The following is a 21,430-nucleotide window of genomic DNA, read 5'->3' on the forward strand; positions in this document are numbered from 1 at the left end:
GGTCAGGTCCGCCAGAAGCGGATCAGCTCCAGACCGGTGGCGTACAGCCACGGTGGCAGGCCGAGCACGTCGGCGATCGCGAAGACGGCGGTGAAGAACCAGCCGCCGATGGTCGGGTTCCACAGCAACGCGAAGAGCAGGATGAAACCGTACGGCGCGAACAGGTCGTACATCCGCCGGTACTGCGGGGACAACCACGGTTGGATCATGTTCCCGCCGTCGAGCCCCGGCACCGGCAACAGGTTGAGCAGGCTCGCGGTGAGCTGAAGGAAGGCCAGCAGCGCGACGGCCGCCCAGAACTCCACCGGCCCGCCGCCACCCGCGCCCAGCCGCAGCACCGCCACCAGCACGAGCGCGAACAGCACGTTGGTGGCGGGACCGGCGAGGCTGACCAGGGTGTGCCGCAGCCGCCCCGGAATGACGTGCCGGTCCACCCAGACCGCGCCGCCCGGTAGGCCGATGCCGCCGAGCAGCACCACGACCACCGGCAGCGCGACGGACAACAGCGGGTGGCTGTACTTCAGCGGGTTCAGCGTCAGGTAGCCGCGGTGGGCCACCCCCCGGTCGCCGCTGCGGTACGCGACCACGGCGTGGGCGTACTCGTGCAGGCAGAGCGAGACCAGCCAGCCGGAGACGACGAAGCCGAACGCGGTGAACCGGACGTTGCCGATGCCGTGCCAGGTCAACACGGCGCAGGTCACCAGCAACGCGACCAGGGCCAGGAACACCGGGCTGAGCCGGAAGGCCGCCCGGGGCACCCCGAGCACCAGCGGCTCGGAGTCCCGCGGAGTCATCACTCCGCCGTGGGCAGCAGGCTCATCCGGTACTCCACCCGATCGTCTTCGAGGAGCGCGACCGAGGTGACGCCGGACGCCGCGAGATCCCGCCAGGTCTGACCGATCCAGGACTCGGCATCCGCCTGGCTGCCGAACGACTCGGCCGGCCCGTCGACCGACTCGCCGTTCGCACCCTCGTACCGCCAGCTCCACGCCATGTGCGCGTCTCCCCTCGCCGCTGATGTCCCGTGGGACGGACCTTCGCCAGCGTAGTCGTACCGCACGTCCGGCGACCGGGCCACGGGCGTCGATCGAGGACCGGCACCGGGCGGCGCGCCGGTTGCGGGTCGCACCCTTCGGACACCGCGACTGACCCTGCCGTGGCGGGGTAAGTCCTTGGTGACCCCGACGCACAGGAGGCGACGATGACGACACCGATCCCCGAGATGGACACGGCGGACCTGCGCGACATGGCGGTACGCGGCGGAATCGAAGGGGCGCGGGAGATGGACCGGGAGGAACTGGTCGACGCCCTGCAGGCCCGTCCCGGGGAGGGCGCCTGGCAGGAGGACCCGAAGCCGGCCGACGTCAACCCCAACGACTTCATGTACCAGTCCCCCGACGGGCGCTGACCCGCACCGCCGCGCGGGTGCCCGGGTGCCGCACCTGCGGTGCCCCGGCCACCCGCCTGGCCGTAAGGTACGCAGCATGTCCCTAGACGGGTGGAACACGCTTCTGGTCCTCGGTGGCATCCGGTCCGGCAAGTCGCAGTTCGCCGAGTCGCTGGTCGCCGACGCGGCCACGGTCCGCTACGTGGCCACCGCCGGCGACGCGGGCGACGACCCCGAGTGGGCCGCCCGTCTCGCCGCGCACCGCGCCCGCCGGCCGGCGACCTGGAGCACCGAGGAAACGGCGGCCGACCCGCGCCGGCTCGCCGACGTGATCTCCACCGCCCGGCCGGAGGAGACACTGCTCGTCGACGACCTCGGCGGGTGGGTGACCGTGCTGCTCGACCCGACCCACCAGCCGGCCGACGACATCGCCACCATCGACGAACTGGCCGCGGCGGTGCGCTCCTGCGCCGCGCGGCTGGTGCTGGTCAGCCCCGAGGTGGGTCTCTCCCTGGTGCCCACCACACCGCTGGGCCGGGCGTTCACCGACGCCCTCGGCGCGGTCAACCGCGCCGTCGCGGACGCCTGCGACGCGGTCGTCCTGGTGGTTGCCGGTCAGCCGTGCCGGTTGAAGCCCGCCACGGTTCAGCCCACACCCGTCGCCGGGGCGCCGGTGGCTCCCGCGGCCGCGCCCGCCCGGCCGGCCGCCGGGGCGGCGGTGCCCGCCCAGGCCGGCCCGGCCGGCGAGCTGTCGGTCGACTCCGGCGCTCCGGCGCTGCCCGGTTCGCCGCCGGTGACCACCCCGCAGGTACCGGCCGACTCCGCCGCCGACAGCGGCGGCACCGGCTGGACGGCAGCGACCATGGCCCTCCCGGTGGCCGCGTCCGGCCTGGTCATCCAGTCCGGCATGGAACTGCCCATGCCCGACGAGTACGCCGGCCCGCAGGCGGTCGACCGGTTGGCGACCCTGGACGTGCCGGGCACCGGGTTCGGCGTGCTGGAGCAGGTGGTCTCGTTCGCCGCCGCCACCCAGGGCACCCCCACCCCCGGACCGTGGCGGTCGGTGCGGGTGCTGCTGGTGCACGGCGACCACGCCGGTGGTGTCGCCGCCGGCACGGTGGCCGGTGAGTCGGCCCGGCGGGCCGAGCAGGCCCGCGCCGGGCAGGGCGTACTCGCCCGGCTGGCCGCCGAGAGCGGAGCGGGCCTGCAGGTGGTGGACGCCCCCGCCGCCGCGCCCATCGAGCACGGCCCGGCGCTGAGCGCCGAGCAGGTGGAGTCGGCCCTGCGCTACGGCTGGCGGCTGGCCGAGGAAGCGGCGGACGCCGGCGTACAACTGCTGGTGCTGGCCGCGTGCGGGGCCGGCACCGAGGCCACGGCCGCCGCGGTGCTGGCCGCGACCGCCGGCGCCGAACCACCCGCCGTGCTCGCCCGGGTGGTCACCGGGGGTGGCGAGATCGACGACGTGGCCTGGATGGCCCGCTGCGCCGCGGTCCGCGACGCGCTGCACCGCACCCGTCGTTCCGCCCGGGACGCCCGGGACGTGCTGGCCGAGCTGGGTGGCGGTGACCTCGCCGTCGCCACCGGCGTCCTGCTCGGTGCGACCGCCCGCCGTACCCCGGTGCTGCTGGACGGTCCCGTCGGGGTGGCCGCCGCGCTGGTCAGCCGTGACCTGGCCGGGCAGGCCCGGCACTGGTGCCTGCTGGCCGACGACGGCGGTCACCCGGCCGTCCGACTGGCCGCCGACGTGCTCGGCCTGGAGTCGCTGACGCAGCTGCGGCTCGGTCTCGGCGAGGGGGCGAACGCGCTCACCATCCTGCCGCTGCTGCGGTCGGCGCTGGCGCTGGCCGCCGCCCTGCCGGCCCGCCCCCAAACCGGCGACAGCGACGACGACGGCGAGCCGGATTCCGTCGAGGAGACGGAGCCTGACTTCCACGAGCCGGAGCCCGAGGGCCCCGGCCCCACCACCACCGGGCCGGCGGCCGAGCCGGCGGAGAGTTCCGCGGCACGTGCCGGCTGAGCCCCGCCTCGGCGACGGGGCGCGGCTGGCGCTGACCACCCTCACCATCCTGCCGCTGCGCGCCGGCCGGATCGACCGGGCCACGGCCGGTACGGCGATGACGCTCGCCCCGGCGGTGGGCGCAGTGCTCGGCGTGCCGCTGGCCGGGGTCCTGCTGCTGCTGGACGCGGTCACCGCGCCCCTGGTCGCCGCCGGGGTCACGGTCGCGGCGGCCGCCCTGCTCACCCGGGGCCTGCACCTCGACGGGCTGGCCGACACCGTGGACGCGCTCGGGTCGTACCGGCGCGGACCCGCCGCGCTGGAAATCATGAAGAAGCCCGACGTGGGGCCCTTCGGCGTGGTCGCCCTGGTGCTCGTCCTGCTGGTCCAGGTCGCGGCGCTGGCCGAGCTGGCCGGCCGGTCCGGCCCGGCGGTGTTCGTGGCGGTGCTGACGGCCGCGGCGGCCGGGCGGCTCGGGGTGACGCTGGCCTGCCGGCGAGGTGTGCCGGCGGCCCGACCGGACGGGCTGGGCGCGCTGGTCGCCGGCAGCGTCGGCCCGGTCGCGCTGGCCGCCGCCACGGCCGCCGTCGCGCTGCTGGCGGTCGCGGCGGTGCCGCACCGGCCGTGGCAGGGCCCGGTGGTCGTCCTGGTGGCACTCGCCGTCGCGGCCGGGCTGCTACGTCATGTGGTACGCCGGCTCGGCGGGATCACCGGTGACGTGCTCGGCGCGACCGTCGAGCTGGTCACCACGCTCGTCTACCTGGGACTGGTGCTGTCCGGCTGAGCCGGCCGGTCGGCGCCGGGTAGCGTACCTGCGACGACAGCACCGGCGCGGCCACCCGGGGGACGACATGCTCATCACCGACGATTTCCTGCCCGTACCGGTTCCGGAATCACTCAGCGCGACCTACCTGGTGCCGACGGCGGGACTGCCGTCGGTGACGGCGCGCACGGCCGTACAGGGGCTGGCCGGTCGGCTCGCCGAGCCGGTGTACGGGCTGGCCCGGCAGATGTTGGACAGTCCGCTGATGAGCGTGGACGTCCGGCCCGTCAGCGAGTTCCCCGAACTGCCTCCGGATCTGCTCACCGCCTTCGGGGCCAGCGAGGAACAGCTGGACCGGCTGGCCGCCGCGACCCATCTGGTGGTGGTGCAGGCGGAGTACCGGCCGGGCTGGCCACCCGCCCACGAGTGGGCCGCCCGGGCGGTGGCCGCGGCGGTCGCCGAGACGGTGGGCGGCGACGTGGTGGACGTCTTCGGCCTGCAGTTCCTCGAGCCGGCCGCGGCACTGCGCTCGCTGCCCGACGCCGAGGGCCGGGTCCGGCTGGTCGACTGGGTGCTGGTGCCCTACTCGTCGGATGCCGAGGGGCTCTGGTTCACCACCAAGGGGCTGCGCCGTTTCGGCCTGCTGGAGTTGCAGACCCAGGGGGTGCCCGACCATCTCACCCGGGCATGGGGCGCGGTGATGACCGGCGCCGCCCGGCGGTTGCTGCGGGACTGGACCGACGGACTGGCCGGCGAGGAGGTCCCGGCGTTCGTGCAGCTACCGGTGCTGGCCACGGTGACCGGGCACGACATCGCGGTGGCGTACGGCAATCCGGAACAGCACGGGGCCACCGCGCCGGTGCTGCTGCGCCTGGAGCTGGACCCGGCCACCGACCCGGACGCCGACTCCTTCCTCAGCCTGCGGCCCCCGGCGGGGCATCCCGGGCCGGCCGGGCGTTACTTCGCCAACGCCTGCGCAACCCTCTTCTCCGGCATCCAGCCCGACGTGCGCTACGCCCGGTCGGGTGACGCGATGAGCCGCGCGATCGCCACCGCCCGCGCCGCGCTGGGTGACATCCGGGCCCGGTTCCGCGGCGGGCAGCTGCCGCCCGAGACGCAGCTGGTGGTCAAGTACGGGCTGCCGGGCGACGACGGGCCGGAGTACGTCTGGGCCGGGGTGACCTCCTGGGACTCACCGGAGCGGATCGTCGGTGCCAGCGCCAGCGACGCCAACACCGACCCCACCGTGCGGATCGGCTCCCCCGTCGTCGTGGAGGTCACCGACGTCGTCGACTGGGCCGTCCTGGACGGCAGCGGCGTCATCGAGGGCGGCTGGACCCAGGCCGTCCTCGACGCCGGCGAACCCCCCACCCCCTGACCCCCCACCCGCCCCCGCTCCCCGCCCCCGTCCCCGTTGATCATGAAGTTGTTGTCCGGCCCACACGGCGTGTCGGGTAACAACTTCATGATCAACCGGAGGTGGGAGGTGGGAGGGAGGGTGGGTTATTTGACGGAGGGGTTGAGGAAGGGGGGGCGGGTCAGGCGGACGGGGGTGCGGCGGTTGCGGATGTCGACGTGCAGCTCGGCGCCGTCGGAGAGGGCGGGGGCGGTGTCGATCAGCGCGAGGGCGATGCCCTGCTTCAGGGTCGGGCTGAAGGTGCCGCTGGTCACGGTGCCGACCCGCGCGTCGCCCGCGTACACCGCCATGCCGGGCCGGGGAATGCCCCGATCGACGGCGGCCAGGCCACGCAGGGTACGCGCCGGGCCGGCGGACTTCTCCGCGAGCAGCGCGTCCCGGCCCCAGAAGGCCGGCTTGTCCCAGCCGACCGCCCAGCCCGAGCGGGCCTGCACCGGCGTGATCTCCAGGGAGAGGTCCTGCCCGTGCAGCGGGTACCCCATCTCGGTGCGCAGCGTGTCCCGGGCGGCCAGCCCACAGGCCTGCGGGGCCGGCTCGGCGGCGAACAACGCGTCCCAGACCGCGACCGCGTCGTCGGCCGGAACGACCAGCTCGTAGCCCAGCTCGCCGGTGTAACCGGTACGGCACACGGTCAGCTCGACCGCACCGAGCGTCGCCGACGTGAAACTCATGTAGCCGTGCTCGGTGGGCAGGCCGAGCGCGCCGAGCAGCTCCGCCGACCGGGGCCCCTGCACCGCCAGTACGGCGTACCCCTCGTGTTCGTCGGTGACGGTGACCTGCGGCGGCGCGGCGGCGCGCAGCCGGCGGACCACCTCGGCGCTGTTCGCCGCGTTCGGGATGAGGAAAACATGATCGTCGGCGTGCAGATAGGCGATGATGTCGTCCACCACGCCACCGGTCGCCTCGTCGCAGCAGAGGGTGTACTGCGCCCGTCCCGGCCCGATGCGACCCAGGTCGTTGGTGAGGCAGGCGTTGACGAACTCCGCCGCTCCCGGCCCGGTCACCCGCACCTTGCCCAGGTGCGAGACATCGAACACACCCACCCCGGTACGCACGGCGGTGTGCTCCCGCAGCACCCCGCCGCCGGCGTACTCCAGCGGCATCTCCCAGCCACCGAACGGGGCGAACTTGGCGCCGAGCGCGGTGTGCCGCTCGCCCAGCGGAGAACGACGCAGCCGGGTCTCGGCGGCGTCGGTGGTCACGTCGGTCATGGGTGGCAACTTACCGGGACGCACCGGGCTGGTTAGCATCGGCGGGACCGCCGGATGACCCGGCGGGGCAGCAACGACGTCCGGCGGGTAAATCATCCGTCGGGAACTCCACCGCCGGTACGCCACCACGCGACCGGCCCGGCCCGCCCGGGAGCAGCCTCCGTGACATCGCCCAGCACCACCCTGAGCCTGGTCGACACCGACCCCGCCGAGCTCGCCGTCGACGCGATCGTGATCGGCGTGCACAGTACGACCGGCGACCAGGACGCCAGCGGCCTCGCCGGCACCCTGCTGCTCGCCAGCGGCGCCGAGAGCATCGCCGCCGCCTTCGACGGCAAGCTGACCGAGACGCTGGCGCTGCTCGGCGCGACCGGCGGCCCCGGTGAGGTGATCAAGTTGGCGACGCTGGGTACGGTCACCGCGCCGGTGCTCGCCGCCGTCGGCCTCGGTCCGGAGCCGAGTGGTGCGGCACCCGCCCCGGAGACCCTGCGTCGGGCGGCGGGAGCCGCCGTACGCGCCCTGGCCGGCGCGTCCCGCGTGGCGATGGCGCTGCCGCTGCCCGACGACGCCGACGCCGCCGACGCGGTGCGCGCGGTCGCCGAGGGCGCGCTGCTGGGCGGTTACCGCTTCGCCGGGTACAAGACCCGACCCCAGCCGAACCGCCGGGAGCCGGTCGCCGAGGTGCTGGTGGCCGTGCCGGACGCCGCGGACGAGACGGCGCAGGCGGAGGTGACCCGGGCGCGGACGGTGGCCGGCGCGGTCCGGCGTACCCGCGACTGGGTCAACACCGCCCCGAACGAGTTGCGCCCGCCGGCGTTCGCCGACTCCGTGGCCGAGGCCGCTCGGGCGGTCGGCCTCGACGTCGAGGTGCTCGACGAGGTCGCGCTGCGCGAGGGCGGGTACGGCGGCATCACCGCCGTCGGCCAGGGCTCGGAGGCCCCGCCGCGACTGGTCAAACTGACCTACACCCCGGCGGGTGGCGGCACCGGCAAGCGGGTCGCCCTGGTCGGCAAGGGCATCACCTTCGACACCGGCGGCATCTCGATCAAGCCGGCGCAGGGCATGTGGGAGATGAAGTCCGACATGGCCGGCGCGGCGGCGGTGGCGGCCACCATGCTGGCGGTGGCCGAGTTGAAGCCGTCGGTGGCGGTGACCGGGTACGTGCCGATGGCGGAGAACATGCCGTCGGGGACCTCGTACCGACCGGGCGACGTGATCACCATGTTCAACGGCAAGAAGGTGGAGGTGCTCAACACCGACGCCGAGGGCCGGATGATTCTCGGCGACGCGATGGCCCGGGCCTGCGCCGACGGCTGTGACTACCTCTTCGAGACCTCCACCCTCACCGGCGGCCAGGTCGTCTCGCTGGGCAAGCGGATCTCCGGCGTGATGGGCACGGCGGAGTTGTGCGAGCGGGTCCGCACCGCCGGTGACGCCGTCGGCGAGCCCGCCTGGCCGATGCCGCTGCCGGACGACGTGCGCAAGGGGATGGACTCCGACGTCGCCGACATCTCGCAGGTCAACGCGGGCATGGATCGGGCCGGTCACATGCTCCAGGGCGGTGTGTTCCTGCGCGAGTTCGTCACCGACGACGTCGCCTGGGCGCACATCGACGTCGCCGGTCCGGCGTACCACTCGGGCGAGGCGACCGGCTACTGGACCAAGGGCGGCACCGGCGTCCCGGTCCGCACCCTGCTGCACCTGATCGACGACGTCGCCGCCAACGGCTGACGGGTAAGGAAGGGCCCCTTGTTAACGCCTGGCGTGGTGCAGGGGGCCCTTCCTAACACTCAGTACAGCTCGGGGCGGCGCTTGCGGCGTTCGTTGTAGTCGCGCATGCGTTGCGGGTAACCCATCAGCGCCACGTCGTAGATCGGGATGCTCAGCCGGTACGCGAAACGTCGCGCACCGTCCGGTCCGTCGATCCGACGCCGGGTCCACTCGCCGTCGTCGGCGATCAGGATGACGGTGGTCTCGGTGACCGTGGTGCGGGGCTCGATGTACGCCTCGACGCCCTTACGGGTGCGGACGAAGTTCTCAAGGTGCTCCAGATCGGCACGATTGGCCGTACGGTCAGGATCGGCCGCACGTGCCCGCTTGCGTCGCCGGAACAGTCCCACCGAGCAGTCTCCCCAGTCGTGGCGTCATCGAAGGCAGCAAACCCTTTTCAACCTCCCCTCACGGCCCTCGGATTGCAAGGACGGACGCGGTGCGCGAACTCCGCGCGGTTCAGGTTGAAAAGGATTCGGTGCCAAGGGTACGTGGCCCCAACGTGTCGTTGGGCACCTCGGTACGCGGGTGCGGCGCGGTGGTGACAAGATGGCCGAGGTGGGGTGTGTCCGTGTTACCCCGCCGTGACCCCCGATGCAGCGACGCGACCTGGGAGTTGGACGTGAGCGAGCCGAACGACGCAACCTTCGACATCGTCATCCTCGGAGGTGGTAGCGGCGGTTACGCGACCGCCCTGCGCGCCGCCCAGCTGGGCCTGAACGTCGCGCTGGTGGAGAAGGGCAAGCTGGGCGGCACCTGCCTGCACAACGGCTGCATCCCGACCAAGGCGCTGTTGCACGCCGCCGAGATCGCCGACCAGACCCGCGAGTCGGAGCAGTTCGGTGTGAAGGCCGAGCTGGTCGGCATCGACATGGCGGCGGTCAACTCGTACAAGGACGGGGTCATCTCGCGGCTCTACAAGGGCCTGCAGGGCCTGGTCGGCGGCGCCAAGAACATCACGTTCGTGGCCGGCGCCGGCAAGCTGGTCGCCCCGAACGCCGTCGAGGTGGACGGCAAGCGGTACACCGGCCGCAACGTGGTGCTGGCCTCCGGGTCGTACGCGAAGAGCCTGCCCGGCCTGGAGATCGACGGCGAGCGGGTCATCACCAGCGACCACGCGCTGACCCTGGACCGGGTTCCCGCCTCGGCGATCGTGCTCGGCGGCGGCGTGATCGGCGTCGAGTTCGCCAGCGTGTGGAAGTCCTTCGGGGTGGACGTGACGATCGTCGAGGCGCTGCCCCGGCTGGTCGCCGCCGAGGACGAGGAGTCGTCGAAGGCGCTGGAGCGGGCCTTCCGCAAGCGGAAGATCAACTTCAAGGTCGGCAAGCCGTTCGAGAAGGTCGAGAAGACCGACAACGGCGTCAAGGTGACCATCGCCGGCGGTGACACCGTCGAGGCCGAGCTGCTGCTGGTCGCCGTCGGCCGGGGCCCGAACACCGCCGACCTCGGTTACGAGGAGCAGGGCGTCAAGATGGACCGCGGGTACGTGCTGACCGACGAGCGGCTGCGCACCAACGTGCCGAACGTCTACGCCGTGGGCGACATCGTGCCCGGCCTCCAGCTCGCCCACCGCGGCTTCCAGCAGGGCATCTTCGTCGCCGAGGAGATTGCCGGCCAGAACCCGGCGGTGATCGACGAGGCGGGCATTCCCCGGGTCACCTACAGCGACCCGGAGCTGGCGTCGGTCGGTCTCACCGAGGCGAAGGCCAAGGAGCAGTACGGCGCTGACAAGATCAAGACCTACAACTACAACCTCGGCGGCAACGGCAAGAGCCAGATCCTCAAGACGGCCGGTTTCGTGAAGCTGGTGCGGGTCGAGGACGGTCCGGTGGTCGGCGTGCACATGGTCGGCGCGCGGGTCGGCGAGCTGGTCGGCGAGGCGCAGCTGATCTACAACTGGGAGGCGTACCCGGGCGAGGTGGCGCAGCTCGTGCACGCCCACCCGACGCAGAACGAGGCCCTCGGCGAGGCACACCTCGCACTCGCCGGCAAGCCGCTGCACGCACACGCCTGACCACGACGTACCCGCGGCGTCCGGCGACGGGCGACGCTCCCCCCACCAGGGAAATGAAGGAGTCTGGAGAACATGCCGGTATCGGTCACCATGCCCCGGCTCGGCGAGAGCGTCACCGAGGGCACCGTCACGCGCTGGCTCAAGCAGGAGGGTGACACCGTCGAGGTCGACGAGCCGTTGCTCGAGGTGTCCACCGACAAGGTCGACACCGAGATCCCGTCCCCGGCGGCCGGGGTGCTGACCCGGATCGTGGTGGGCGAGGACGAGACGGCCGAGGTCGGCAGCGAGCTGGCGGTGATCTCCGGCGAGGGTGAGTCGGCCGGAGCGGGCGGCGGCGAGGCCGCCGGTCAGCGGCAGGAGGCCCCCGCGGAGCAGGCCGCCGAGGCGGCCGAGGAGCCGCAGGCCGAGGCGGAGCAGCCGGCTGTCGAGGAGCCGGCCGAGCAGCCGGCGCAGGCTGCCCAGGCGCCGTCGGGCGAGGGCACCCCGGTGCAGATGCCGGCTCTGGGCGAGAGCGTCACCGAGGGTACGGTCACCCGCTGGCTCAAGCAGGTCGGCGAGACCGTCGAGGTGGACGAGCCGCTGCTGGAGGTCTCCACCGACAAGGTCGACACCGAGATCCCCTCGCCGGTCGCCGGTACCGTCCTGGAGATCAAGGTCGCCGAGGACGAGACGGCCGAGGTCGGCGCGACCCTGGCCGTGGTCGGTGCCGCCGGTGCCGCCCCGGCCGAGTCGAAGCCGGAGCCGAAGCCCGAGCCGCAGGCCGAGGCCCGGCCCGAGCCGAAGCCTGAGCCGAAGCCGGAGCCGCAGGTGTCCGAGCCGACGCCGGGCATGTCGTACAACGAGCCGGCCGCCGAGGCCGAGACCGCGCAGGAGCCGGTCAAGGCAGAGCAGGCGGCGCAGCCGGCGGCGGCGACCCCGCAGCGTACGGCGGCACCGTCCAACGGCGGCGAGCAGGCCGCCGGTTACGTGACCCCGCTGGTCCGCAAGTTGGCCAGCGAGCACAACGTGGACCTCGCCTCGGTCAACGGCACCGGGGTCGGCGGCCGGATCCGCAAGCAGGACGTCCTGGACGCGGCCGAGAAGGCCAAGGCAGCCAAGGCCGCTCCCGCCCCGGCGGCAGCACAGCCGGCGGCGGCCGGGGCCCCGGCCAAGCCGGCCGCCAAGCCGCAGCCGAGCGTCAAGCGCGGCACCACCGAGAAGCTGCCCCGCATCCGCGCGGCCATCGCCAAGCGGATGCTGTCGTCGCTGCACGAGATGGCGCAGCTGACCACCGTGGTCGAGGTGGACGTCACCAAGGTCGCCAAGCTCCGGGCGCAGGCCAAGGAGTCGTTCCAGCAGCGGCACGGCGTCAAGCTGTCGTTCCTGCCGTTCTTTGCCCTCGCGGCCATCGAGGCGCTCCAGGCGTACCCGATCGTCAACGCCAGCATGGACCTCGACGCCGGGACAATCACCTACCCGGACGCCGAGAACCTCGGCATCGCGGTGGACACCGAGCGGGGCCTGCTGGTGCCGGTCATCCACAACGCCGGTGACCTGAACCTGGGTGGCATCGCCAAGCGGGTCGCCGACCTGGCCGAGCGCACCCGGACCAACAAGATCAGCCCGGACGAGATCGCCGGCGCCACCTTCACGCTGACCAACACCGGCAGCCGTGGTGCGCTGTTCGACACCCCGATCGTGCCGTCGCCGCAGTCGGCGATGCTGGGTACGGGTGCCGTGGTCAAGCGTCCGGTCGTGGTGAACGACCCGGATCTGGGCGAGGTCATCGCGGTACGCCAGATGGTCTACCTGGCCCTGTCCTACGATCACCGGCTGATCGACGGCGCCGACGCGGCCCGCTTCCTGACCGCGGTCAAGGAGCGCCTGGAGGCCGGCAACTTCGAAGCCGAACTGGGTCTCTGACCCCAGCACGCGAGAAGGGTGCCCCGGTCCTCCGGACCGGGGCACCCTTCTCGCTCCCCCAGTACTCCCCCCAGCGCGTTGATCATGAAGTTGTTGTCGCCTGGGCCGCGTCGCGCGACAACAACCTCATGATCGACGAGGAGATCGCGGTCAGGGGGTGAGGGTGCGGGTGCTGAGCTCCCAGAGGTGTTGGGCGGACTCGGGGTCGAGGGCGTAGGCAGCCACACCGGTGCGGGTGCCGGGCTGGTTCGGGCCGGCCTGCTGGCAGTCCTCGAAGTAGCGCCCACCGACGCCGTCGAGCAGTGGTGAGGTGGCCACCAGGACCGAGGTGGCGGCACCCTGCTCGGGGGTCTTCCAGGCCGGCACGGTCGGGCCGCTCTGTGCGCGCAGCCGGGCCAGCTCCTCATCGGTCACGTACCGCTGAAGGTTGGTGCGGATCGCGCCGGGATGCAACGCGTTGACGAGGATGCCGTCGTCGACCCAGCGCCGGCTCGCCTCGACGGCGAAGAGGATGTTGGCGGTCTTGGACTGCCCGTACGCGGCCCACGGTTCGTACGCCCGGCGCTCGAAGTGGATGTCGTCGAAGACGACCGGCGAGCGCAGGTGCGCTGCCGAGCTGACCGAGACGACCCGGGCGCCCGGTGCGGCGGCGAGCGCCGGACGCAGCCCGGTGGCGAGCGCGAAGTGCCCGAGGTGGTTGGTGGCGAACTGCATCTCCCAGCCCTGCGGGGTACGCATCTCGGGCGAGGCCATGATCCCGGCGTTGTTGACCAGGATGTCCAACGGCCCGTCCCAGGTCGCCACGAACGCGGCCACCGAGGCCTGGTCGGCCAGGTCGAGTGGGGCCACGGTGATCCGGTCGTTGCCGGTCGTACCGGTGATCTCCGCCGCCGCCCGCTCCCCCTGCTCGCGCTTGCGGACGGCGAGGGTGACGTCGGCGCCGGCGGCCGCGAGCGCCCGCGCGGTCTCCACCCCGATGCCCGATCCGCCGCCGGTGACGACGGCCCGGCGACCGGTGAGGTCGACGCCCGCGACGACCTCCAGGGCGGTGGACTCCGCGGTGTACGGGGTGCTGACAGGTGTACCGATGGTCATGATCCATCCTTGTCTCAGCTGTGCGGCGGGTCTGCCCGCCACTACGATGAGAAGCGGAGGCTCCTCCGTTACCCAGGCTAACCGGAGGCACCTCCGCTTTGCCACCCGGGACGGAGACCGACTTTCAGGAGGACACGTGCCGGAGCAGGCATCCCGACCGTTGCGCGCCGACGCGTTGCGCAACCGACAGCGGCTGCTGGAGGCGGCCGTACGGGCGTTTTCCCAGGCCGGCGCGGAGGTAACGCTGGAGCAGATCGCGCGCGACGCCGGAGTGGGCATCGGCACGCTCTACCGGCACTTCCCCACCCGGGAGGCACTGGTGGAGGCCGCCTACCGCAACGAGTTGGAAAGGCTCTGCGACTCCGCGGCCGAACTGCTCGAACGGCTGCCTCCCGAGGCGGCGACCCGGGCCTGGATGGACCACTTCATCGAATACCTCGCCACCAAGCGGGAGATGGCCGACGCGCTGCGCCTGGTGATCGCCGCCGGGACCAACCCGTTCGCGCAGAGCCGGGACCGACTGCTCGCAGCCGTGGCCCGGCTGCTGACCGCGGGCGCCACCGCCGGCACGATCCGGTCGGACGTGGACCCGGCTGACGTCCTGGTCGGCCTCAACGGGGTCTCGCTCGCCGCTGGTGGACGAGAGCAACGTGACCAGGCCCGGCGCCTGCTCGACCTGCTGATGGACGGCCTGCGGTACCACCGGACGAACTGATCCGAAACGGGCACTACGCCCAGGTCGGCGCTGCGAGACTCAGGCCGTGGGCGACGTGGGCTGGCGGGGACGGCTCGGGCCGGCCGTCGGCATCGCACCCGGCACCCGGGTCGACAAGTTCGAGATTTTCTTCGACCTCGTCTTCGTCTTCTCGTTCTTCATCATCACCCGCGCCACCGCCGCCAACATCAACGGACGCCAGCTGCTGCACGCCGCGCTCGTGCTGGCCGTGCTCTGGTGGTGCTGGGTCGTACACACGGTGGTGGCCACCCGCATCCGGATCGGTGAGGGTTTCGTGCCGGTGCTGATGGTCGCCGGGATGGCCGCGCTGTTCTGCTTCGCCCTCGCCCTGCCGCAAGCGTTCATGGACCACAAGAACGAGGCCGGGCCGGTCGTGGTCGCGGTCAGCTACGTGGTCATCCGTGTCATCCACCTGGTCCTGTTCCTGCACGTCGTCCGCGACAACCCGGTGGAGCGCCGACAACTGCTCCGGTACGCCCCCGAACTGGCACTGAGCACCATGCTGCTGCTGGTGGCAGCACTGCTACCCACCCACATCGCCGACGCCGGTACCGCCGCCTTCGTCCGGGACGCGCTCTGGGTGACCGTGGTCGTGCTGCAATACGGCACCGGCCTGCTCGCCCGCACCTGGGGCTGGCAGGTGACCTCGGCGGAACACTGGACCGAACGCTACGACCTGATCCTGATCATCGCGCTCGGCGAATCGGTGATCTCCGTCGGCGTCGGCAGCAACCTGCTCGGCCAGGCACCGACCTGGCCCGGGGTGACCGCCGCCGTGCTCGGGATCTTCTTCACCGCCGCCCTCTGGTGGGTGCACTACGACCTGATCGGGCCGGCCGCCCGGATCGCCCTGCACGCCACCCTGGGCCGCGCCCGGGTGCTGATGGCCCGCGACGCCTACGCCTACCTCTACCTGCCGATGATCGCCGGGATCATCCTGTTCGCCCTCGGCGCCGAGGGCATCGTGCACGACGTCGCCGAGCCCGGCGTTCCGGTCACCGAGCCGGCCCACGGGCCGGACGTGCCGATGCTGTTCGGCGGGGTGTTCCTGTACCTGCTCGGGAACATGCTCTTCCAACTACGCACGCTGCACACCCTGAGCTGGACGCGGGTCGTCACGCTGGTCGTGCTCCTCGCCAGCATCCCGGTCGCCATGCCCATGCCCGGGCTGGCCGCTCTCGCTCTGCTCACCGCGATCTGCGTCGGCCTGGTCTTCGCCGAGGTCATCTTCATGGCCGAGGCCCGGCACACGCTGCGCGCCGTGGTCTTCGAGGAGCGCACCGCCCACGAGACCCACGAGGCCGCCTACCGCGCCCGCTGGCACGGCCAACCCCCGGGCACCACCTGAACCACGTTCCGGGCGGGTCGTAGCTTCCTCGCCTAACGTTAGGGCGTGGCAGAGCACGCGCCCGGGAGGTCACGCAGCGGGAGTTGCGCAAGGAGTTCGGGTTGATCATGCGAGGCATGGAACGCGGCGATTCCTTCATCATCACGCGCAACGGCACGCCGATCGGCAAGTTGATCCCGTTCCGGCGGCGCACCTACGTGCCACACGCCGAGGTGATGACGGCCTTCGCCACCGCGTCCGTACTCGACGTGGAGCTGTTCCGCCGCGAGCTTGACTCAGCAGTCGATCAGGACCTGTCCGGCCGTGACTGGTGATATGGACAACCGATCGCCGGCTCGGCCTGAGCCCTATGCCGGACATCCCCCGTCAACGGGACTCGAGAGGGCCCTGACTACCGGCATCCGTTAGATGGCGCGCAGTGCAGAAACTAGACCCAACATCCGAGGCGAGAGCTTGCGTGCCTGCTGGTTGGTCAGCTCTGCTCGATGACACGGGCGACGAACGTACGCCAAGCACCCGGTGTGAAGACCAGCGCCGGACCCGTCCGGTCCTTCGAGTCACGGACGCCGACGATGCCAGGAAGGTTGTCGGCGACCTCGACGCAGGAGCCACCGTTGTTGCCGCTCTTCGTGCTCTTGCGCCACCGCGCACCGGTCATGTCCATGATCCTGCCGCTTCCCTGATGAGGTCTAGGGATTGGGTCCGGGAGAGGGCTTCGCCCCTGATACGTTCCCACCTCCGGCTCAGCGTAGCAACGTCCGCAGGCTGCTTGAGGATCTGCGCGGGGGCCTGACTGTCCACATGCGCTACGTGCTCGCCGTCCGGCAACTCGGCGAGGATGAATCCCCCGCCGAGGCCCGGGTACATGCCGACATCCTTCGGCACGATGTGCACCTGCACCATGGGTAGGGTCGCGCATTGCGCAAGGTGTTCGGTCTGCTCGCGCATCAACGCCCGGTCGCCGTACGCCGACTGATAGAGCACGCCTTCGAAGATGACGGCAGTCAGCAGCGGCGGACGTTCCCGACGCAAGACGCCTTGACGTTCGATGCGAGAGGCGACCAGCTCGTCAATTTCGGCGGGAGTCAGTGCCTCCCCAGCGAGGGTTGCCCGTGCGTACGCCTCCGTTTGCAGCAGACCCGGCATCCAGGCGTGCTCGAACCATCGCAGCGCAACCGTCTCCCGCTCCCAGTCGACCCATTCCCGCAGCCATTGAGGCTCACGCCGCTTTAGGACATCGGGCCATAGGTCACCTACGTCCCGTCCAAGGATCGCTGCCACTTGCACACGTCGGCGTGGTTGCGGCACACGTCCCGGAGAGACCCATCGCGCTGCCGTCTTCGGATCAACACCGGTCTGAGCTGCAAGACTCTCCGCAGTCTCCCCAGCTTCAGTCATCGCAACTTGGAGTACGTGGTTCATCCCGCCTCCTACCTGGACGTCCCGGACCTCTCGGCACCATACATGAACGCTGTGTACTGATCCCATAGCTCTTAGCAGTGTTCCGGGAGGCGGCGTCAGCCGGTGGAGCCCCCATCGCCGGTCGCGCTGTCGGGGCCGCCTCTGGGCGAGCAACCGGGGCGGCCCCTTCCAGACTGCGAAGGAGTCGGTGATGCTGCTGCTCGGTGCCGTGATGCTGGGCTTTCTGGCCGGGTTGTTCGCCTTCAAGGTCAAGTCACGGTGGTGCCCGCGTTGCGGCGCGTCCACCGACGCCGTACCGCCGGGCGCGCGGCGGTGACCAATCCCGGCCGGCAGGAGCGGCGTGAGCTGCCGATCGGGCGGCGGGTCGCGCAACTGCGGGTCCGCCGGGGAATGAACCAGCAGGTCTTCGCCGACCGGATCGGCAAGTCGAAAAGCTGGGTCGACAAGGTCGAGCGCGGCGTACGACGACTCGACCGGCTCTCCGTGATCGAAACCGTCGCCCGGGTCCTCGGGGTCACTCCCGATCTCCTGGTCGACCGCCGGGCGCGCCAGCCGGCCGTCACCGAGGTCGCCGCCGCCGTGGAACGGGTACGCGAAGCGCTGGTCCGCTACGACACCTCCGGCGACTGCGCCGCGGACCTGGACCAGCAGGTTGCCTACGCGTACACCGCCTACCGGCACGCCCAGCACCCCCAGGTGCTGCGGATGCTGCCGGACCTGCTCACCACCGCCCGCCACACGCCGGCTCCCACTGTGGACCTGCTGGTACGGGTGTACCGCCTCACCGCTCAGGTTCTGGTCAAGCTCGGCGAGGCCGACCTGGCCTGGCTCGCCGCCGACCGCGCTATGACCACCGCCCACGGCGACCCGCGACGCACCGCCGCCGCCGTGATCCCCTTCGCTCAAGCCCTACGTGCCCAGCGACGGGGCCGACTGGCGTTGGCCGTGGCCACCACAGCACTGCGCAACCTCGACCCGGCACTGTCGTCCGACGCTCCACCGAAACACGCCGCTCTCGCGGGCACTCTGATGATCGAAGCCGCCCTCGCCGCCGCCAGCCACGGCGACGCCACCACCGCCGGCAACCTCACCGATCGGGCCGCCCACCTCGCCAAGGGGTACCCCGACGGCGACGGGTTCGGGCCGACCGCCGTGAACCTCGCTCGCGCCCTGGCCGCGACCATCCTCGGCGACCACGCACTCGCCGTCGCCATCCACCGGACGGCCACCCGCACCGACGGCTGGCACCGGCTCCCCGCCGAACACCGTGCCGCCCACCTCATCGACATGAGCCACACGTACCTGGCGCTTGGCGACCATCACGCCGCCGCGCGCATCCTCGTCACCGCCGACCAGATCGCTCCCGCCGAAACCCGCGCCCGCCCCACCGCCCGCGCCGCACTCACCACCGTCCTACGCGCCGGCCCCACCCCCGCCGACCTCACCCGCCTCGCCAACCACGCCGGCCTTACCTCATAAGGGGCAACGACACCAACCGGAGCAGCGATCACGTAGACACCCAACGACGCTTACGAAAGGTGTTCGGCGGCGAGTTCCTCTGCCTCGGCCACAAACTCGTCCAGCTCAACCGGGCTCAGGTTCGACTCAAGGAGAATCTGCCCGAGGACGAATATCTCGGCTCCCAGGATGGTCTCCGCAGAAATGTTGTCGATCAGTTCCGGTTCTCCGAGGGCCGCCCGGATGACACCCTCCGTCTCAAGGGCGGAGAGAGTGTCGCCCTGCTCGTACTGGGCACGAGCCGACGACACGAAAGCGGCCACATCGTTCGGGGTGGCGTCGTCTCCGAAGTGCCGGTGAACCGCGATGGCGAACGCAGCACCGATGACCCGCAGGCTGCCCCGCAGGCCATGCTGCCCAATATCGGCCGCCACAGCGTCGGCGGCATCCCAGTCAGCCCTGGCCAGAGCCCGAATCAAGTCACTCAGCGGGTTAACGTCCACGGTCGCTGAACCTCACTATCCGTTGCCTGATGACCGTCCCGATCCGATTCACCGCCACACCTGCGAGAACGGCGAGCACGGCGAGGTTTCCTGCGGCTTCCGGAGCATCTATCTTCGCCCTCGGCGACGCTGGTGGGACGGTAGGAGCGGTGGTCCCGGCCGAGTGTGTCCCGCTGGGCCCTTTTGGATCACGGAACGTGCTGATCGATCGCTGCATCGTATCGGTAGCCGTGCTGGCATGCTCCTGCACGTCATCCGCTCTCCGCGCAGAACGGATCAGATAGCCGCTCATCTTCGCGCGCTTCAAAGCGCGTCGGTCGCTGTCCGCCAAGAGGTCTTCGCCGGACGGTGGTCCGGATGCGGTGGCCTGCTGCGGCACCGCACCTGGGGCGATGACGTTCAGGTACGCGCCGACGTGTCGGGACGCTTCGCTGCTGAGCCGGGCGAGTCGGTGGGCCTTGTCGGCGCCGGTGCGGCTGTGGGTCACCGCCGCGCGCAGCGACGGATGGTCGGAGCCCGTGCCGACCATCGTGTATCGGGTGTGGGCCTCGGCGACGTCGGTGGCGGCCCGGGAGGCGCGTACCGCGAGCGCGTCCAGTTGGTCCATGGCGGACTTGAGTTGCGCGACGACCTGGGCGAGCAGGCCGCTCATCCCAGCACTTTCCGGTACGCGTTGCCGTTCTCCTGTGCCGCCGCGATGGTCCGCAGGGTCAGCTTCACCTCGCGTACCGCCTCGGCGATGGTTTTGCGCGCCTGTTCCGCCTCGGACCGCCGACTGTCGTGCAGGGTGGCGAGCACGAGCCCGGCAACCTCGTCCAGGGCCGTACCGACTCCCTCGATCGTGGTCCTGCCCTGGTCGAGTAGGTGGCTGGCTTCTCCGAGAGCCGCCTTGACCTCGCCGATGCTCACGGGTCAGCCGAGGACGCTGATGTACTGCCGGGCCGCCTGGGTGCTGCCCTGGAGGACGGTGGCCGCCTCGATCAGCCGCTGCTTGCTCTGCTCGGCACGGCTGATCGCCTCCGAGATCGCCGGATGCCCGGTGCCGGCGGCAACGGCACGCAGTCGGGAGAGCACCTGCTCGGTGCTCTCGATGGCGGCTCGGATCTGGTTCGTCGTCGCATTGCACTGCTCGGCTGCCTGGGCAAGTTCGGCCTTGACTTGCTCGATGCTGGCCATGCCGTCCTTCCGGTCCACTGCGCGGGATGCTGGCATCCTTCACGTTCGGTAGCGACGCAGACACTACCCAACGTGAATCCCCTTCCGCAGCCCTGCCGACAGAGCGGGGAGGGCCTCGCCTCCGTACGCGCCACCGCCACATCCACGTGAGCGCGCTTGACTTCGAGTGCGCTCTAAACGGGACGCTGGGCGGCATGACGATGACACGGAAACTGGGTCGCAGCGGGATCGAGGTCAGCGCCATCGGCATGGGGTGCTGGGCGATCGGCGGGCCGCTGTGGGGCGACGACGGGCAGCCGTACGGCTGGGGTGAGGTGGACGACGAGGAGTCGGTGCGGGCCGTGCACGCGGCGATCGAGCACGGGGTCACCCTCTTCGACACGGCCAGCAACTACGGTGCCGGGCACAGCGAGCGGGTGCTCGGCCGGGCGCTCGCCGGCCGACGGGACCGGGTGGTGATCGCCACCAAGTTCGGTTTCACCTCCGACGAGGCGACCCGCCGGGCCACCGGCACCGACCACCGTCCCGAGTATGCGGTGTCCAGCCTGGAAGGATCGCTGCGCCGGCTCGGCACCGACCACGTCGACCTGTTCCAGCTACACCTGAACGACCTGGACCCGGCACTCGCGCTCGACCTGGTCGACACGCTGGAGAGCATGGTCACCCAGGGCAAGATCCGGGCGTACGGGTGGAGCACCGACGACCCCGCCTCGGCCGCGGCCTTCGCACCGGCCGCCCCGCGCTGCACGGCCATCCAGCACGACCAGTCGGTGCTGCGGGACAACGCCGACATGCTGGCGGTCTGCGACAAGCACGACCTGGCAAGCATCAACCGGGGGCCGCTGGCGATGGGGCTGCTCACCACCGCCACCCGCACGCTCGGCGCGGATGACGTGCGGGGGCGGGCACCGGACTGGCTGGAGTGGTTCTCCGACGGCCGACCGGCACCGGAGTGGGCGCAGCGGGTGGCCCGGGTCCGCGCGGCACTGACCGCCGACGGTCGTACCCTCGCCCAGGGCGCGCTCGGTTGGCTGCTGGCTCGCAGCCCGCGTACGGTGCCAATTCCCGGCTTCCGGACGGTGGCGCAGGTCGAGGAGAACACCCGGGTGCTCAGCCTGGGGCCGCTGCCCGCCGACGCCTTTGCCGAGGTCGAGCGGCACCTGTCGGAGTTGCGTCCGGCCGGGTCCGCCACGCGGGCGTGACCGACTCGACGCGGCCGATTCGCCCCGCGT

General features: G+C 71.6%; 23 protein-coding genes and 1 pseudogene. 13 read left to right on the forward strand and 11 right to left on the reverse strand.

The features are described 5' to 3' along the window. Window positions 1-2: 2 nt before the first annotated feature. Together SM447_RS18955 and SM447_RS18960 are read right to left on the reverse strand one after the other, a co-directional pair. Window positions 3-794 (reverse strand): site-2 protease family protein, encoded by a 792-nt coding sequence (locus tag SM447_RS18955; RefSeq protein WP_474574144.1) that lies wholly within the window; start codon window positions 792-794, stop codon window positions 3-5. Further along, window positions 794-994 carry a hypothetical protein gene (locus SM447_RS18960; protein WP_474574145.1) on the reverse strand — a complete coding sequence of 67 codons (201 nt, stop codon included), beginning with the start codon at window positions 992-994 and terminating at the stop codon, window positions 794-796. The genes SM447_RS18955 and SM447_RS18960 overlap by 1 nt, the downstream gene beginning before the upstream one ends. A 207-nt stretch (window positions 995-1,201) precedes the next feature. Here SM447_RS18960 and SM447_RS18965 point away from each other — a divergent pair, with 207 nt between their 5' ends. The 4 genes from SM447_RS18965 (at window position 1,202) to SM447_RS18980 (ending at window position 5,524) form a co-directional block, all read left to right on the forward strand. Next, window positions 1,202-1,408: a hypothetical protein gene (locus SM447_RS18965; protein ID WP_474574146.1), complete on the forward strand. Its 207-nt coding sequence runs from the start codon at window positions 1,202-1,204 to the stop codon at window positions 1,406-1,408. A 76-nt stretch (window positions 1,409-1,484) separates the two neighbouring features. Further along, window positions 1,485-3,404 carry a bifunctional adenosylcobinamide kinase/adenosylcobinamide-phosphate guanylyltransferase gene (gene cobU / locus SM447_RS18970; protein WP_474574147.1) on the forward strand — a complete coding sequence of 640 codons (1,920 nt, stop codon included), beginning with the start codon at window positions 1,485-1,487 and terminating at the stop codon, window positions 3,402-3,404. Next, complete coding sequence (locus SM447_RS18975) at window positions 3,394-4,167, forward strand: adenosylcobinamide-GDP ribazoletransferase (RefSeq protein WP_474574148.1); 774 nt, start codon at window positions 3,394-3,396, stop codon at window positions 4,165-4,167. Before cobU ends, SM447_RS18975 begins: the two co-directional genes overlap by 11 nt. 67 nt (window positions 4,168-4,234) lie before the next feature. Next, on the forward strand, window positions 4,235-5,524 hold the full coding sequence (locus SM447_RS18980) for a DUF2314 domain-containing protein (RefSeq protein WP_474574149.1): 1,290 nt from the start codon (window positions 4,235-4,237) through the stop codon (window positions 5,522-5,524). 125 nt (window positions 5,525-5,649) lie between these two features. Here SM447_RS18980 and gcvT read toward each other — a convergent pair whose 3' ends face one another. Next, window positions 5,650-6,774 carry a glycine cleavage system aminomethyltransferase GcvT gene (gene gcvT / locus SM447_RS18985; protein ID WP_474574150.1) on the reverse strand — a complete coding sequence of 375 codons (1,125 nt, stop codon included), beginning with the start codon at window positions 6,772-6,774 and terminating at the stop codon, window positions 5,650-5,652. 162 nt (window positions 6,775-6,936) lie between these two features. On the opposite strand from gcvT, the gene SM447_RS18990 reads away from it, so the two are divergent. Then, the gene (locus SM447_RS18990) at window positions 6,937-8,505 is read left to right on the forward strand and encodes a leucyl aminopeptidase (RefSeq protein ID WP_474574151.1); all 1,569 of its coding nucleotides are present in this window, start codon (window positions 6,937-6,939) and stop codon (window positions 8,503-8,505) included. A 59-nt stretch (window positions 8,506-8,564) separates the two neighbouring features. On the opposite strand, the gene SM447_RS18995 is transcribed toward SM447_RS18990, so the two are convergent. Beyond that, entirely contained in the window at window positions 8,565-8,894 is a 330-nt protein-coding gene (locus SM447_RS18995) for a hypothetical protein (RefSeq protein ID WP_474574152.1), read from the reverse strand. A 272-nt stretch (window positions 8,895-9,166) separates the two neighbouring features. Here SM447_RS18995 and lpdA point away from each other — a divergent pair, with 272 nt between their 5' ends. Both lpdA and sucB read left to right on the forward strand, forming a co-directional pair. Beyond that, the gene (gene lpdA / locus SM447_RS19000) at window positions 9,167-10,558 is read left to right on the forward strand and encodes a dihydrolipoyl dehydrogenase (protein ID WP_474574153.1); all 1,392 of its coding nucleotides are present in this window, start codon (window positions 9,167-9,169) and stop codon (window positions 10,556-10,558) included. A gap of 72 nt (window positions 10,559-10,630) precedes the next feature. Beyond that, the gene (gene sucB, locus SM447_RS19005) at window positions 10,631-12,460 is read left to right on the forward strand and encodes a 2-oxoglutarate dehydrogenase, E2 component, dihydrolipoamide succinyltransferase (protein ID WP_474574154.1); all 1,830 of its coding nucleotides are present in this window, start codon (window positions 10,631-10,633) and stop codon (window positions 12,458-12,460) included. Between the two features lie 150 nt (window positions 12,461-12,610). On the opposite strand, the gene SM447_RS19010 is transcribed toward sucB, so the two are convergent. Continuing rightward, complete coding sequence (locus tag SM447_RS19010; RefSeq protein ID WP_474574155.1) at window positions 12,611-13,555, reverse strand: SDR family NAD(P)-dependent oxidoreductase; 945 nt, start codon at window positions 13,553-13,555, stop codon at window positions 12,611-12,613. 136 nt (window positions 13,556-13,691) lie between these two features. On the opposite strand from SM447_RS19010, the gene SM447_RS19015 reads away from it, so the two are divergent. From SM447_RS19015 to SM447_RS19025, 3 genes and pseudogenes are all read left to right on the forward strand, one after another. Further along, window positions 13,692-14,270, forward strand: a complete 579-nt coding sequence (locus SM447_RS19015; protein WP_474574156.1) for a TetR/AcrR family transcriptional regulator — start codon at window positions 13,692-13,694, stop codon at window positions 14,268-14,270. 46 nt (window positions 14,271-14,316) lie between these two features. Then, complete coding sequence (locus tag SM447_RS19020) at window positions 14,317-15,639, forward strand: low temperature requirement protein A (protein ID WP_474574157.1); 1,323 nt, start codon at window positions 14,317-14,319, stop codon at window positions 15,637-15,639. A gap of 80 nt (window positions 15,640-15,719) precedes the next feature. Continuing rightward, a pseudogene (locus SM447_RS19025) lies at window positions 15,720-15,953 on the forward strand (type II toxin-antitoxin system Phd/YefM family antitoxin); the annotation flags it as partial. A 158-nt stretch (window positions 15,954-16,111) separates the two neighbouring features. Here the strand turns inward: SM447_RS19025 and SM447_RS19030 are convergent. Further along, complete coding sequence (locus tag SM447_RS19030; RefSeq protein ID WP_474574158.1) at window positions 16,112-16,303, reverse strand: DUF397 domain-containing protein; 192 nt, start codon at window positions 16,301-16,303, stop codon at window positions 16,112-16,114. Further along, window positions 16,294-17,061: a DUF5753 domain-containing protein gene (locus tag SM447_RS19035; RefSeq protein ID WP_474574159.1), complete on the reverse strand. Its 768-nt coding sequence runs from the start codon at window positions 17,059-17,061 to the stop codon at window positions 16,294-16,296. Before SM447_RS19035 ends, SM447_RS19030 begins: the two co-directional genes overlap by 10 nt. A gap of 190 nt (window positions 17,062-17,251) precedes the next feature. Here SM447_RS19035 and SM447_RS19040 point away from each other — a divergent pair, with 190 nt between their 5' ends. Continuing rightward, window positions 17,252-17,377, forward strand: a complete 126-nt coding sequence (locus SM447_RS19040) for a hypothetical protein (RefSeq protein WP_474574160.1) — start codon at window positions 17,252-17,254, stop codon at window positions 17,375-17,377. Further along, window positions 17,374-18,540, forward strand: a complete 1,167-nt coding sequence (locus tag SM447_RS19045) for a helix-turn-helix domain-containing protein (protein ID WP_474574161.1) — start codon at window positions 17,374-17,376, stop codon at window positions 18,538-18,540. The genes SM447_RS19040 and SM447_RS19045 overlap by 4 nt, the downstream gene beginning before the upstream one ends. Window positions 18,541-18,590: 50 nt before the next feature. On the opposite strand, the gene SM447_RS19050 is transcribed toward SM447_RS19045, so the two are convergent. Genes SM447_RS19050 through SM447_RS19065 form a run of 4 tightly spaced genes read right to left on the reverse strand, consistent with a single transcriptional unit; the run spans window position 18,591 to window position 20,216 of the window. Beyond that, on the reverse strand, window positions 18,591-19,022 hold the full coding sequence (locus tag SM447_RS19050; protein WP_474574162.1) for a hypothetical protein: 432 nt from the start codon (window positions 19,020-19,022) through the stop codon (window positions 18,591-18,593). Further along, on the reverse strand, window positions 19,012-19,674 hold the full coding sequence (locus SM447_RS19055) for a hypothetical protein (RefSeq protein ID WP_474574163.1): 663 nt from the start codon (window positions 19,672-19,674) through the stop codon (window positions 19,012-19,014). Before SM447_RS19055 ends, SM447_RS19050 begins: the two co-directional genes overlap by 11 nt. After that, the gene (locus SM447_RS19060) at window positions 19,671-19,931 is read right to left on the reverse strand and encodes a hypothetical protein (RefSeq protein WP_474574164.1); all 261 of its coding nucleotides are present in this window, start codon (window positions 19,929-19,931) and stop codon (window positions 19,671-19,673) included. Before SM447_RS19060 ends, SM447_RS19055 begins: the two co-directional genes overlap by 4 nt. Window positions 19,932-19,934: 3 nt before the next feature. Beyond that, window positions 19,935-20,216, reverse strand: coding sequence for a hypothetical protein (locus tag SM447_RS19065; RefSeq protein WP_474574165.1), 282 nt, complete (start codon window positions 20,214-20,216; stop codon window positions 19,935-19,937). A gap of 176 nt (window positions 20,217-20,392) precedes the next feature. On the opposite strand from SM447_RS19065, the gene SM447_RS19070 reads away from it, so the two are divergent. Beyond that, window positions 20,393-21,400, forward strand: coding sequence for an aldo/keto reductase (locus tag SM447_RS19070; protein ID WP_474574166.1), 1,008 nt, complete (start codon window positions 20,393-20,395; stop codon window positions 21,398-21,400). The last annotated feature ends 30 nt before the right edge of the window (window positions 21,401-21,430 follow it).

It is taken from the genome of Micromonospora aridisoli (assembly GCF_056150025.1).

Bases quoted from the DNA above. Each gene is read 5' to 3' on its own strand.
- SM447_RS18955 (WP_474574144.1), bottom strand. From the start codon at position 794: ATGACTCCGCGGGACTCCGAGCCGCTGGTGCTCGGGGTGCCCCGGGCG.
- SM447_RS18960 (WP_474574145.1), bottom strand. From the start codon at position 994: ATGGCGTGGAGCTGGCGGTACGAGGGTGCGAACGGCGAGTCGGTCGAC.
- SM447_RS18965 (WP_474574146.1), top strand. From the start codon at position 1,202: ATGACGACACCGATCCCCGAGATGGACACGGCGGACCTGCGCGACATG.
- cobU (WP_474574147.1), top strand. From the start codon at position 1,485: ATGTCCCTAGACGGGTGGAACACGCTTCTGGTCCTCGGTGGCATCCGG.
- SM447_RS18980 (WP_474574149.1), top strand. From the start codon at position 4,235: ATGCTCATCACCGACGATTTCCTGCCCGTACCGGTTCCGGAATCACTC.
- gcvT (WP_474574150.1), bottom strand. From the start codon at position 6,774: ATGACCGACGTGACCACCGACGCCGCCGAGACCCGGCTGCGTCGTTCT.
- sucB (WP_474574154.1), top strand. From the start codon at position 10,631: ATGCCGGTATCGGTCACCATGCCCCGGCTCGGCGAGAGCGTCACCGAG.
- SM447_RS19010 (WP_474574155.1), bottom strand. From the start codon at position 13,555: ATGACCATCGGTACACCTGTCAGCACCCCGTACACCGCGGAGTCCACC.
- SM447_RS19030 (WP_474574158.1), bottom strand. From the start codon at position 16,303: ATGGACATGACCGGTGCGCGGTGGCGCAAGAGCACGAAGAGCGGCAAC.
- SM447_RS19035 (WP_474574159.1), bottom strand. From the start codon at position 17,061: ATGAACCACGTACTCCAAGTTGCGATGACTGAAGCTGGGGAGACTGCG.
- SM447_RS19040 (WP_474574160.1), top strand. From the start codon at position 17,252: ATGCTGCTGCTCGGTGCCGTGATGCTGGGCTTTCTGGCCGGGTTGTTC.
- SM447_RS19055 (WP_474574163.1), bottom strand. From the start codon at position 19,674: ATGAGCGGCCTGCTCGCCCAGGTCGTCGCGCAACTCAAGTCCGCCATG.
- SM447_RS19070 (WP_474574166.1), top strand. From the start codon at position 20,393: ATGACGATGACACGGAAACTGGGTCGCAGCGGGATCGAGGTCAGCGCC.